The 12,007-nt window shown below is 60.8% G+C and carries 11 protein-coding genes; all 11 read left to right on the top strand.

Annotated elements, in window-relative coordinates:
* Nucleotides 1–15: 15 nt before the first annotated feature.
* The 11 genes from GA0061105_RS15080 to GA0061105_RS15030 all read left to right on the top strand — a co-directional run bounded on the left by GA0061105_RS15080 (nucleotide 16) and on the right by GA0061105_RS15030 (nucleotide 12,004).
* A complete protein-coding gene (locus tag GA0061105_RS15080) occupies nucleotides 16–999 on the top strand; it encodes an MDR family oxidoreductase (protein WP_092751159.1) in 984 nt (327 codons plus the stop codon).
* 148 nt (nucleotides 1,000–1,147) lie between these two features.
* Nucleotides 1,148–1,978 (top strand): alpha/beta fold hydrolase, encoded by an 831-nt coding sequence (locus GA0061105_RS15075; protein WP_092751157.1) that lies wholly within the window; start codon nucleotides 1,148–1,150, stop codon nucleotides 1,976–1,978.
* A 24-nt stretch (nucleotides 1,979–2,002) separates the two neighbouring features.
* Nucleotides 2,003–2,722, top strand: coding sequence for a hypothetical protein (locus GA0061105_RS15070; RefSeq protein ID WP_092751155.1), 720 nt, complete (start codon nucleotides 2,003–2,005; stop codon nucleotides 2,720–2,722).
* 2 nt (nucleotides 2,723–2,724) lie between these two features.
* Entirely contained in the window at nucleotides 2,725–3,153 is a 429-nt protein-coding gene (locus GA0061105_RS15065; protein ID WP_092751153.1) for a GlcG/HbpS family heme-binding protein, read from the top strand.
* Entirely contained in the window at nucleotides 3,150–3,869 is a 720-nt protein-coding gene (locus GA0061105_RS15060; RefSeq protein ID WP_092751151.1) for a hypothetical protein, read from the top strand. The genes GA0061105_RS15065 and GA0061105_RS15060 overlap by 4 nt, the downstream gene beginning before the upstream one ends.
* Before the next feature lie 329 nt (nucleotides 3,870–4,198).
* Entirely contained in the window at nucleotides 4,199–5,122 is a 924-nt protein-coding gene (locus GA0061105_RS15055) for an ArsR/SmtB family transcription factor (RefSeq protein ID WP_092751149.1), read from the top strand.
* A 211-nt stretch (nucleotides 5,123–5,333) separates the two neighbouring features.
* Nucleotides 5,334–6,842, top strand: coding sequence for an arabinosylfuranosidase ArfA (gene arfA / locus GA0061105_RS15050; RefSeq protein ID WP_092751147.1), 1,509 nt, complete (start codon nucleotides 5,334–5,336; stop codon nucleotides 6,840–6,842).
* Nucleotides 6,843–7,127: 285 nt separating this feature from the next.
* Nucleotides 7,128–9,032 (top strand): ABC transporter substrate-binding protein, encoded by a 1,905-nt coding sequence (locus GA0061105_RS15045; protein WP_092751145.1) that lies wholly within the window; start codon nucleotides 7,128–7,130, stop codon nucleotides 9,030–9,032.
* Between the two features lie 115 nt (nucleotides 9,033–9,147).
* A complete protein-coding gene (locus tag GA0061105_RS15040; RefSeq protein ID WP_064696975.1) occupies nucleotides 9,148–10,152 on the top strand; it encodes an ABC transporter permease in 1,005 nt (334 codons plus the stop codon).
* Nucleotides 10,153–10,155: 3 nt separating this feature from the next.
* On the top strand, nucleotides 10,156–11,013 hold the full coding sequence (locus GA0061105_RS15035; RefSeq protein ID WP_064696974.1) for an ABC transporter permease: 858 nt from the start codon (nucleotides 10,156–10,158) through the stop codon (nucleotides 11,011–11,013).
* Between the two features lies 1 nt (nucleotide 11,014).
* The gene (locus tag GA0061105_RS15030; RefSeq protein ID WP_092751143.1) at nucleotides 11,015–12,004 is read left to right on the top strand and encodes an ABC transporter ATP-binding protein; all 990 of its coding nucleotides are present in this window, start codon (nucleotides 11,015–11,017) and stop codon (nucleotides 12,002–12,004) included.
* Nucleotides 12,005–12,007: the final 3 nt, after the last annotated feature.

Raw genomic sequence — 12,007 nt, 5'->3', positions numbered from 1 at the left:
GCGAGGAAGCGCGGAGTGTCTTTTCAAGCAATTGTCGCAAGGCAGAGCGGTGATATCATGACTGCCACCGTAGAGACGGTTTCGGATGAATTCCTGACCGAGGACGAGGTCTCGGTCGCTGTCGAGTGGTCGACGGTGAACTACAAGGACGCCATTGCGCTGGCCGGCCATGATATCATCAAAACCTTTCCGCTCATAACCGGTATCGACTTCGCCGGAACGGTCGTGACTTCTCTGGATCCGCGCTATTCACCCGGCGACAAGGTCGTCGCGACCGGGTGGGGCCTCGGCCAGACGCATCACGGCGGGTTCTCCCAGAGGGCACGAGTTCCCGGCGACTGGCTCGTGAAGTTGCCGCAATCGATTTCGACGCGCGATGCGATGGCGATCGGGACCGCCGGGTTCACCGCGATACTAAGCGTGCTTGCGCTTGAGCATGGCGGCATCTCGCCTGCGCGGGGCGATATTTTGGTTACCGGCGCCTCCGGTGGCGTAGGTTCGATTGCCATCGCGCTCCTTTCGAAGCTCGGCTACCGCGTGGTCGCCTCTACCGGCAAGCCGAGCGAGGCGCCTTACCTGAAGGGACTCGGAGCAACTTCATTGATCGACAGGTCGACACTCTCCGCCGGGGAACCCCCGATTGCAACGGAGCGCTGGGCCGGGGCGATCGATGCAGTGGGTGGGCGCTCGCTGGCAAACATCCTGGCACAGACAGCCTATGCGGGCGTTGTCACGACCTGTGGTTTTGTCGGCGGCAGGGATCTTCCGGCGAGCGTGCTTCCCTTCATTCTTCGTGGGGTAACGCTGGCAGGCATCGATTCCGTATACGCCCCTCGAGCCGTTCGCGAGCGGGCGTGGCAGCGCCTTGCCACCGATCTCGACCTCGGGAAGCTTGCCTCGACCGTGTCCGAGATTGGCCTCGCCGATGTGCCCGAGGTGGTAAGCCAAATGCTGGCAGGCCATGTCCGCGGGCGAACCCTGGTCGATGTCAGCCGATAGCCGACCGAGCTAAGGGGCCGGCACCATTCCTCCGAGACGACATTTCATGGGCCGCCATGCAGGAGCCTCGCCCTGCCATGGCGCAGAGCCCATCCCGGCGGGGGCTATCGCCGCCCGCTACCAATCCTCCACGCTGAAAGGAAGTGAAATGGCTGTTTCCCTGGAAACTGCACCAACGGAATATCTCGAAACAGGCGGAATTCGCTTCGCCTATCGCCGTCTCGGCCCGGATACCGGAACGCCGCTCATTTTGCTGCAACACTTTACGGGGACGATTGATTCCTGGGACCCGGCAGTCGTCAACGGGTTGGCGACCGACCGGAACATTATCGTGTTCGACAACGCCGGTGTTGGCGCTTCCTCCGGCACTGTCCCGGACAATGTCGGGCAGCAGGCGGCCGATGCCGAGACCTTCATAAGAGCTCTGGGCTTCGACGAGGTCGATCTTCTGGGCTTCTCGCTCGGCGGATTTCTCGCCCAGATCATGGCGTCGCGCGCCACGTTAAAGGTGCGCAAGATGATCGTCGCGGGAAGCGCGCCCAGAGGCGGCGAAGAGCATCTTCTGCAGGTCGTCGAGGGCGCTTTCGCCAAGAACGCACGAGATGTCCGGCTACCGCTGTTTTTCACGCCGTCGAAGAAAAGCCAGCTCGCAGGTGAGGCGTTCGTCAACCGAGCGCTGGCCAGAACGCAGGACCGCGATCCCGACAGCGGCGAAGCCATAAGCGAGCCGCAGGCGAGATCGATCATTGCATGGTGTGCTGAACAGGATCCCGATCACGGGTTGCTGAAGGCGATCAAACAGCCGACGCTTATCGTCCATGGCAGCGATGACACGATGTTTCCATCCGTCAATGCCTACGAGATGTTCAAGGCGATGAGCGACGCCACCCTGATCATCTACCCGGATTCCGGGCACGGCGCCCTCTTCCAATATGCGCAAACCTTCGTCGCGCATGTGAAGACCTTCCTCGACACGTGACAATCGAATTGAAAGGAAACCATAATGAATGCTCTCGCAAAGAAGATCATCGACGCTCATGGCGGTCTCGAGACCTGGAAGACGTTTTCCACCCTACGCGCTCACCTGAGCCAAGGCGGTGCTCTCTGGGGACTGAAGGGTCACGGCGACAAGCTCGACGAGACCAATGTCACCGTCGGCCTTGGTGAGGAATGGGCCTCCCATGCGCCGTTCGGACCGGAGGGCAAAAGCAGCCGCTTCGAACCGGGTCGCGTTACACTCAAGGATTCGTCCGGCAAGGTTCTGGAGGATCTTTCCGATCCGCGCAGCTCCTTCGCAGGTCATAAGCTGGAGACCCCGTGGTCGGAACCGCAGCTCGCATATTTCGCAGGCATTGCGATGTGGACCTATTTCAACATCCCCTTCCTGCTCGCCGAACCCGGCGTCGCCAGCGAAGAGGCTGGCGACTGGCAAGAGAAAGGCGAGACATGGCATCGGCTGAAGGTGACGTTTCCGCACGCGGTCGCCACTCATAGCGCGGTCCAAACGCTCTATGTAGACGAGGCAGGTCTTCTGAAGCGGCACGACTACGACGTCGAAATCGCGGGCGACACGCCGGGAGCGCATTACATCGGTGGCTACGTCGAGGTGCAGGGCATCAGGTTGCCCACCGAACGCCGTATCTATCCACGCCAGCCGGATGGCAGCAGCCTTGCCGAACCCCTGGTCGTCTCCATCGACATCTCCGACATTGAGCTCCGTTAGACATGACGCTTCTTGAACTAAGCGCCGCGCGACACATGATCGCCGCCGCTGAAACTTGCGCCAGGGAAATTGGCGTCAAGGCGACCATTGCCGTCCTCGACCATGGCGGCAATCTCATCGCCGCCGCGCGGATGGATGATGCATGGCCAGGAGGCTTCGACCTCGCAGTTGGAAAAGCGCAAACAGCGCGCGCCTTCCAGGCGCCGTCAGCAACCTTCGTCCCGATGATCCAGCCTGGAGAGCCTCTCTTCGCCGTGAACAATGTGGCCGGCGGCAAATACGTCATTCTCGGCGGCGGGCTTCCGGTGCGATCGGGAGAGAGCATCATCAGGGCTGTCGGCATTAGCGGTGGCCGCATCGAACAGGATGTAGCGATCGCAGAAGCCGCCGTGGCAGCATTCAAGGACAGAACAGACAGGAAGATATCATGACCAATCTCGTCGATCTTGCCATCCGGGCGCACGGCGGCTTCGACCGTTTCAACGCCTTTTCATCGCTGACGGCGAAGCTGCATCAGGGGGGCATTCTCTGGGGCCTAAAAGGCAAGCCCACGGTCCTGGAAGATTGTCATGTTCGCGTGGACCTCAGGGACGAACGCGTTTCGCATTGGCCCTTTGCCCCGACCATGAACCACTCCGTGTTCACACCGAGCCGTGTGGCGATAGAGACTCCTGACGGGGCCGTCGTGGAAGAACTCGTCGATCCACGGAGTTCCTTCGAAGGTTATGAAATGGAAACCCACTGGAGCAATCCACAAGTGGCATACTTTGCCGGTTACACAATGTGGACCTATCTGACCTCACCCTTCATCCTGAAGCGGCCGGGTGTCGTCTCTGATGAGGTCGAGCCCTGGCAGGAAAACGGAGAGACCTGGCGCCGTCTGCACGTCTGCTTCCCGGACGATATCGCCACCCATAGCAGGGAACAGACGTTCTACTTCAATCCCCAGGGGCTTTTGGTCCGGCATGACTATGAAGTGGACATCCAAGGTCGCAATGCCGCTGCACGCTATCTCGCCGATTACGTCGAGATCGACGGAATTTCTCTCCCATCAAGGATGCGCATCTTCCCGCGCGGCTCGAACAATACACCTCTGGCAGCGCCGCTGATCGTATCGGTCGACCTTTCCGACTTCCGCTTCGAATGAAGCGCTTCTCTGCCGCAACCTAGCCGAGGCATCGGTGCGATCATCTCAGGGACGCACCAGCATCTTCTACAAGGACCGGGTCCGTCGGGTGGCCCGCCGATCACCTTCGCACATCGCAATACGGCACCTGCGATCAAGGAGCCGGTATTGCGCAACCTCGCCGATGCGCTTCCCGCCCGCCGCGACGGGGCGCGATGAGTTCGACATTCCACATCGGCAGCCGATGCCAGACCTGCTTGCCGATCGCAAAATCGTTCAAACCGTTCCCTCCCACTTGCCGTATCATAATTTCCGATATACATCATTCCATCGGAAACCATGGGGAACTGATGGAACGCTCGTTTTTGACGATCGCCGCCGGCGAGAATGGGGAGGCGATACGGGCGCTTTCGGCGCCGGCGCGGATCGAGATTTTGAAGCTGCTCTGCGCCAAGGGGCCGCTTAATATCAACGACATCGCCCAGGCGCTTTCCCTTCCGCAATCGACGGTCGCCACCGGTATTCAGATCCTGGAAGATGCCGGCCTGGTGGATTCGCGGCTGGCCAAGGCGCGCAAGGGGAACCAGAAGATCTGCTCGGCGGTCTATAGCGAGATCCTGATCAGCTTCGAGGAAAGTGCGGCGCAGCGGGCGAACAATATCATCGAGGTGGAGATGCCGGTCGGGCTCTATACGAGCTGCGACGTGCATGCGCCCTGTGGGCTCTGCTCGAGCGAGAGCGTCATCGGCCCGCTCGATGTGCCCGACTATTTCCTCGATCCGCAGCGCATGCAGGCCGGGCTCGTCTGGTTCGGCAGAGGTTATGTCGAGTATAAATTTCCTAACAATGCCAAGGTGTTGAACAAGGACATCCGCGCCATCGAATTTTCGCTGGAGCTGTCGTCGGAGGTGCCCGGCACCAATCCGGACTGGCCATCCGACATCACGCTCTGGGTCAACGGCATGGCGATCGGCACCTGGACGTCGCCCGGCGATTACGGCGACAAGCGCGGCGCCTTCACGCCGGCCTGGTGGAAGCTCGAGGGTTCGCAATATGGGATGATGAAGACCTGGCGGATCTCGACGCGCGGCACCTTTATCGACGGCGTGGCGGCCTCGAATGTGACGCTCAGCGATCTGGCGCTTGGCCAGCATTCGTCGATCCGGCTGCGCGTCGGCATCGCCGAAAATGCCGGCCATACCGGCGGCGTCAATATTTTCGGCCGCGGCTTCGGAAATCACGGCCGCGACATCGTCATGCGGCTGCATGTGTGAATTTATAGTATCGGATATCCTGATTTGAAAATCGTATTTATTTCCAGTTTGAGAAGCCGCTAAACTTAGTTAAATGACTGTATTTCAACGGTCTTCTTGCGGATCCGCATAAGTATGATTAAATCTGCCTTTCGGTTGACATCACGACATTCCTGATATCAAGTTAAGGGCACGAAAACAAAAATCCTGATACATAAACGGGGAGGATCCGTTGAAGACGAATGTCGTTGCCCACCGCGATTTTCGCATCGCGACCATTGACGCCAGGCTCTACAGCTCGTTTCTCGAGCATCTCGGCAGAGCGATCTACGGCGGCATCTACGAGCCCGGACATCCGACCGCGGATGAAGACGGCTTCCGCCGCGACGTGCTCGATCTGGTGCGTGAGCTCGACACGCCCTACTGCCGTTATCCCGGCGGCAATTTCGTCTCGGCCTATAATTGGGAAGACGGCGTCGGCCCGCGCTCCGAGCGGCCGGTGCGCCTCGATCTTGCCTGGCGCACCCGCGAGGCCAACCAGGTCGGCGTCAACGAATTCGTCGACTGGTGCAAGAAGGCCAATACCAAGCCGATGCTTGCCGTCAATCTCGGCTCCCGCGGCCTCGATGCCGCCCGCAATTTCCTCGAATATTGCAATCATCCCGGCGGCACCTACTGGTCGGATCTGCGCCGCAAACACGGCTGGTCCAATCCGCATGACGTCAAACTCTGGTGCCTCGGCAACGAGATGGACGGCCCGTGGCAGGTCGGTCACAAATCGGCCTATGAATATGGCCGGCTGGCGGATGAGACGGCGAAAGCCATGCGCGGCTTCGACAAGTCGCTCGAACTCGTCGTCTGCGGCTCCTCCAATTCCGACATGAAGACCTATCCCGATTGGGAAGCCCAGGTGCTCGAGCAGTGCTATGACAGCGCCGATTACATCTCGCTGCATATGTATTTCGCCAACCGCGAGAAGAACACGCTGAACTACCTCGCCCGGGCGACCAAGCTCGACCGCTACATCACCACGATCGGCGGGGTGATCGATTACATCAAGGCGAAAAAGCGCTCGAAGAAGACGATCGGCATTTCCTTCGACGAGTGGAACGTCTGGTATCATTCCAACCAGCAGGACAAAGAGATCCTGGCGCGCGACGAATGGCCGGATGCGCCGCATCTGCTCGAGGACGTCTATAATTTCGAGGACGTGCTGCAGGTCGGCGGCATTCTCAACACCTTCATCCGCCGCTCCGACCGCGTGCGCATCGCCTGCATCGCCCAGCTCGTCAACGTCATCGCCCCTATCATGACCGAGGATGGCGGTGCGGCCTGGCGCCAGACGATCTATTATCCCTTCTACTACGCCTCGCGATATGGCCGTGGCACGGCGCTGCAGCTTGTTGTCGACGGCCCGAGCTATGACAGCGACGAGGAGAACGAGGTTCCCTATCTCGACGTCTCGGCGGTGCATTCCGAAGACGGCCGGTCGCTGACCTTCTTTGCCGTCAACCGCCATCCGGAAACGGCGCTCGATCTTGACGTGCGGCTGGAAGGTTTCGGCGGCGCCCGCCTGATCGAGCAGGTGGAGATGACCCATGGCGATCTCGAAGCCGTCAACACCGCGCGGCGGCCGGAGACGGTCGCTCCGGTGCAGGTCGAGAGCGCAAGGATCGAGGACGGACGGGTGCGGGCGGCGCTGAAGCCGCTCTCCTACAACGTCATCCGGCTGTCGGTGTGACAGCCGCTGCCGGGTTAAGCCCCGCGAGAACAGTATGATTTCAGGCTAAACGGCCTAAATCTGAATCCTGTTCTCAATTGAAAGTTAGAGCATGATGTCGTCCGAAAACCGCTAACACTTTTCGGCATCATGCTCTGAGAAATCGGCTCCCTGCGAGGAGGCAGGCAGCCGGAGGATGGTTCGCCGAAGCGCAAGGCTCAGAAGCCCGCTTCGCGAACCGACAACCGCGACATGCCCATGCGTGCCTCAGCGGCCGCCGCATTGTCGCTTACAAGGGAGGAGTTCATGCAAAAGTGGAAGAGGTTTGCATTCGGCTTCGTGCTGGCCACGATCGGCCTGACCGCGGTGGCCGGAGCCCAAGACTACACCTCCTTGCCGCGCAAGGAGACGCTCATCGTCGAAAATCCGGAAGGGACGATCAAGAATCCCGGCTGGTTCAACATCTGGGTCAATGGCGGCGGCGGGGTTTCCACCGGCCTGCAGCAGCTGACGATGGATACGCTCTGGTATATCGACCCTGAACAGGGGCTTGGCGGCGCGGCCTGGGACAATTCGCTCGCCGCCGACAAGCCGCAATATAATGCCGACTTCACCGAAATGACCGTGAAACTGCGCAAGGGGCTCTACTGGAGCGACGGCGTCGAATTCACCGCCGATGACGTCGTCTATACCGTCAAGACGCAGATGGACCACCCCGGTATGGTCTGGAGCGCGGCCTTCTCGGTGCAGGTGGCAAGTGTCGAGGCGACCGATCCGCAGACTGTCGTCTTCAAGCTGAAGAAGCCGAATTCGCGCTTCCATGCGATCTTCACCGTGCGCTGGAACGGCGCCTGGATCATGCCGAAGCACGTCTTCGAGAAGGTCGAAGATCCGCTTCGCTACGATTTCGCCAATCCCGTTTCGCTCGGCGCCTACAAGCTGAAGGCCTACGACCCGCAGGGCAAATGGTATACCTGGGAGAAGCGCGACGACTGGCAGCGCACCTCGCTTGCCCGCTTCGGCGAGCCGGCCCCGAAATATGTGACCTATACCGATCCCGGCCCGCCGGATAAACGCACGATCGCCCAGCTCGAGCACAATCTCGATATCATTCACGACAATACCCCGGAGGGCATGTTCACCCTCAAGGAGAAGTCGAAGACCATCGAGACCTGGTTCCCGGGATTCCCCTTCGCCCATCCGGATCCGACCCTGCCGGCCGTCATCTTCAACACCCAGGAAGCGCCCTTCGACAATGCCGATGTGCGCTGGGCGCTGGCGCTCCTGATCGACATCAAGGCCGTCGACATGGCGAGCTATCGCGGGGCGGCGACGCTTTCCGCACTCGGCGTGCCGCCGACGGCGGCGACGATGAAAGACTATCAGGCGCCGATGCAGGACTGGCTGAAGAATTTCGAGATCGATACCGGCAAGAGCAAGATCAAGCCCTATGACCCGACAATCGGGCAGCAGATCGCCGATATCTTGCGCAAGCAGCCGAAGTTCAAGGACCAGATCCCGACCGATCCGGAAGCGATCAGCGGTGCCTTCGGCTATGGCTGGTGGAAACCGGATCCGAAAGCGGCCGGCGAACTGCTGGAGAAGGCCGGCTTCAAGAAGTCCGGCGGCAAATGGCTGACCCCGGATGGCCAGCCCTTCAAGATCCGGATGACTGTCGAAGGCGACACACGCTCGGTCTTCACCCGCGCCGGCACGCTGATTGCGCAGCAATGGGCGGCCTTCGGCATCGACGCCAAAGCCGTGCCGGCCGCGAAGCTTTGGCAGACGGCGCTGCAGCCCGGCGATTTCCAGGTGGCGATCGCCTGGAGCGTCGAAACCTGGGGCGGCGATCCCGACCTTTCCTTCTTCCTCGACAGCTGGCACTCGCAGTTCGTCGCCAAGGAGGGCGAGGTTCAGCCGCCGCGCAACTGGCAGCGCTGGTCCAATCCGGAGCTCGACAAGATCATCGAGAGCATCCGCGGCATCAGCGCCGACGATCCGAAGGGCATGGAGCTCGGCAAGGATTATCTGAAGCTGGTCGCCCGCGAAATGCCGACGATCCCGCTGATGTCCTATAACGTCTTCACCTCGATGGATACGACCTATTGGACCGGCTATCCGACGATCAAGGACCCCTATACCGATCCGGTGCCGAACTGGGCGAACTCCAGGCTGATGATGGTCAAGCTGAAGCCCGCCCAAACGCAATAACCCTCCCAACGCCGGCGCGTAGCCATCGCGCCGGCCCCCTCATCGACGGGCATGAGCCCAGCTGCCATGCTCGTCGATCCTTTCAAGAAGGGAAGCAGAGAGGAACCACTGCCTTATGACGTCCTATCTGATCTTTGTGCTGAAGCGGTTTGGTCAGTTCCTGCTCGTCGTCTTTCTCGGCGTGACGATCACCTTCTTCGTCACCCACCTGACCCCGATCGACCCGGTCGAAGAAAGCATAGGCGCCATCACCCAGATGGGTCAGTCCGACCCGAATGCGATCGAGCTGATGCGCCAGTCGCTGCGCGAGCTTTACGGAATGCAGGGCTCGATCTGGCAGCAATATCTGAACTTCTGGCTGCGGCTGGCGACCGGCGATCTCGGCCCCTCGCTCTCGGCTTTTCCGACCCCCGTCTCCACCATCATCCTGCGCTCGCTGCCCTGGACCATCGGGCTGATGACGGTCGCCACCCTGATCACCTTCGTGCTCGGCAATGCGATCGGCGCGCTCGCCGGCTATTACCGCAAGAACATGGTGCTGAAGGCCGTCAGCCTGGTCTTCATCGCGCTGCTGCCCATTCCCTATTATATCCTCGCCTTCGTGCTGCTCATCGTCTTCGGCTTCATCTGGCCGGTGCTGCCGATCAATGGCGGCTATGAGATGAACGCCAATCTGGACCTCTCCTTTGCTCTGGTCCTCGATATCCTCAAACACTCCATCCTGCCTGCCCTGTCGCTGATCCTGGTCGGCGCCGGCAGCTGGCTGATCGGCATGCGGGCGCTGGTTTCCAACATCATCACCGACGATTATGTCGTCTTTGCCGAGCTCGGCGGCGTGCCGAAGGGAAAGATCCTGCGCTCCTACATCGCCCGCAACGCCATGGTGCCGCAATTCACCGGGCTTGCCATGTCGCTCGGCGCGATCTTCAACGGCACCGTCATCACCGAAATCGTCTTCGGTTATCCGGGCATCGGCAATCTGCTGATCGAAGCGGTGCATGCCGGCGACTACAGCCTGGTGCTCGGCCTCAGCGCGCTGTCGATCGTCGGCGTCGCCGCCGCCGTCTTCATCATCGACGTGCTGAGCCCGCTGATCGATCCGCGCATCAAGGTGGAATAGGCCATGTTTACCATCATCCGCGATCTCGCCCGCCAGAACATGGAATTCCTCTGCGGCCTGCTGCTCTTTGCCGTCATCGTCGGCTTCGTCATCCTGTCGTATTTCTCGCCCTATGGCGCGAGCGACATCTACCTCCTGCCGCCCGACATGCCGCCGGACGGCGAATATTGGCTGGGCACCACCTCACGGGGCCAGGACGTTTTCTGGCAGCTGACGACGGCGCTGCGCAACACGCTGTTCTTCGGCATCGGCGTCGCGCTTCTCTCGCGCATCATCTCGCTGGTGGTCGGGCTGGTCGCCGGTTATGCCGGCGGCGCGGTCGACCGGGTGCTGATGGCGATCAACGACAGCGTCATGGTGATCCCGCAATTTCCGCTGCTGATCCTTTTCTACTTCGTGCTGAAGGACAACATGACCTGGGTGGCGCTGATCGTCATCATGGCCTCGCTCGGCTGGTCCTATGATGCGCGGTTGATCCGCTCGGTGGCGCTCGGCCTGAAGAGCCGGCCCTTTACCACCCAGAGCGTCTATTCCGGCATGACGATGCGCAAGATCCTGGTCGAGGAGCACCTGCCCTATGTGCTGCCGATCGTCTTTGCCACGACGATGAACAACATGATCTGGTCGATCGGCATGGAGATCACGCTTTCGGTGCTCGGCTTCACCGACATCGAAACGCCGACCATGGGCATGATGATCTACTGGGCCAATGCGCATTCGGCGCTGATCTCAGGCATCTGGTGGTGGGTGGCCGCCCCCGTTGCCGTCATCGTCATTCTCTTCCTGGCGCTCTTCCTGCTCTCCATGTCGATGAACGAATACAATGATCCGCGCAGCCGGCTGAACCGGATGGGAAGTTAGCATGGAGAATCTGGTCGAAATCGACAACCTGAAAGCCTATTACCGCGCCTTCCTCTATGGCGTCGATCGCGAGGTGCGCGCCGTCGACGATATCAGCCTGACGATCCGCCGCGGCGAGGTCTATGGCGTCGCCGGCGAATCGAGCAGCGGCAAGACGACGCTGATCAAGACCATTGCCGGCGCTATCCGACCGCCGCTCCGGGTCGTTTCCGGCAGCGTCAAATTCCATTTCGGCGGCGGCACGCAGGATCTCTATGCGATGACGCCGGAGGAGCGCGTGGCGCTGCGCTGGAAGCATCTCTCCTACATCATGCAGGGCTCGATGAATGTGCTCAATCCGGTGCGCCGGATCCGCCATTCCTTCACCGATTTCGCCTTCCGCCACATGAAGGTGAGCAAATCAATCTTCTTCGAGAAGGTGGCGAACCATCTGGAGCGGCTGAAGCTCGATCCGCAGCTGCTCGACGCCTATCCGCACGAACTCTCCGGCGGCATGCGCCAGCGCATGACTATTGCGCTCGCCACCATCCTGACGCCTGAATTCATCATCGCCGACGAGCCGACGACGGCGCTCGACGTCATCGTGCAGCGCGACGTGCTGTCGATGATCCGCGATATCCAGCGCGAGATGGGCTCGTCCTTCCTGTTCGTCACCCACGACATGGGCGTGCATGCGACCGTCTCCGACCGCATCGGCATCGTCTATGCCGGCCGGCTGGTCGAGGAAGCGCCGACCGCCAAGCTCTTCAGCCTGCCGCTCCACCCCTATACCCAGCACCTTGTCGGCAGCCTGCCGAAGATCGGCGACCCCACCACCCGGCCCTCGCTGGAGGGGCGGCCGCCGAACCTTGCCATGCCGCCGGAGGGCTGCCGCTTTCACCCGCGCTGCCCGAAGCGCATGGAGATCTGCTCACAGAAGGTTCCGCCCATGGTCACGGTCGCGCCGGAGCGGCGGGTGGCGTGTTTTGCGGTTACGGGGGATCAGGTTTGACTC

Origin of the sequence: Rhizobium aethiopicum (genome assembly GCF_900094625.1) — a bacterium.
Lineage (GTDB): Bacteria > Pseudomonadota > Alphaproteobacteria > Rhizobiales > Rhizobiaceae > Rhizobium > Rhizobium aethiopicum.
The sequence above is the reverse complement of the archived record's forward strand: the minus strand, read 5'-3'. Positions and strand labels throughout refer to the sequence as shown.

Coding starts and splice junctions, on each gene's coding strand:
- GA0061105_RS15075 (WP_092751157.1), top strand. CDS start 1,148: ATGGCTGTTTCCCTGGAAACTGCACCAACGGAATATCTCGAAACAGGC.
- GA0061105_RS15070 (WP_092751155.1), top strand. CDS start 2,003: ATGAATGCTCTCGCAAAGAAGATCATCGACGCTCATGGCGGTCTCGAG.
- GA0061105_RS15065 (WP_092751153.1), top strand. CDS start 2,725: ATGACGCTTCTTGAACTAAGCGCCGCGCGACACATGATCGCCGCCGCT.
- GA0061105_RS15060 (WP_092751151.1), top strand. CDS start 3,150: ATGACCAATCTCGTCGATCTTGCCATCCGGGCGCACGGCGGCTTCGAC.
- GA0061105_RS15055 (WP_092751149.1), top strand. CDS start 4,199: ATGGAACGCTCGTTTTTGACGATCGCCGCCGGCGAGAATGGGGAGGCG.
- GA0061105_RS15045 (WP_092751145.1), top strand. CDS start 7,128: ATGCAAAAGTGGAAGAGGTTTGCATTCGGCTTCGTGCTGGCCACGATC.
- GA0061105_RS15040 (WP_064696975.1), top strand. CDS start 9,148: ATGACGTCCTATCTGATCTTTGTGCTGAAGCGGTTTGGTCAGTTCCTG.
- GA0061105_RS15035 (WP_064696974.1), top strand. CDS start 10,156: ATGTTTACCATCATCCGCGATCTCGCCCGCCAGAACATGGAATTCCTC.
- GA0061105_RS15030 (WP_092751143.1), top strand. CDS start 11,015: ATGGAGAATCTGGTCGAAATCGACAACCTGAAAGCCTATTACCGCGCC.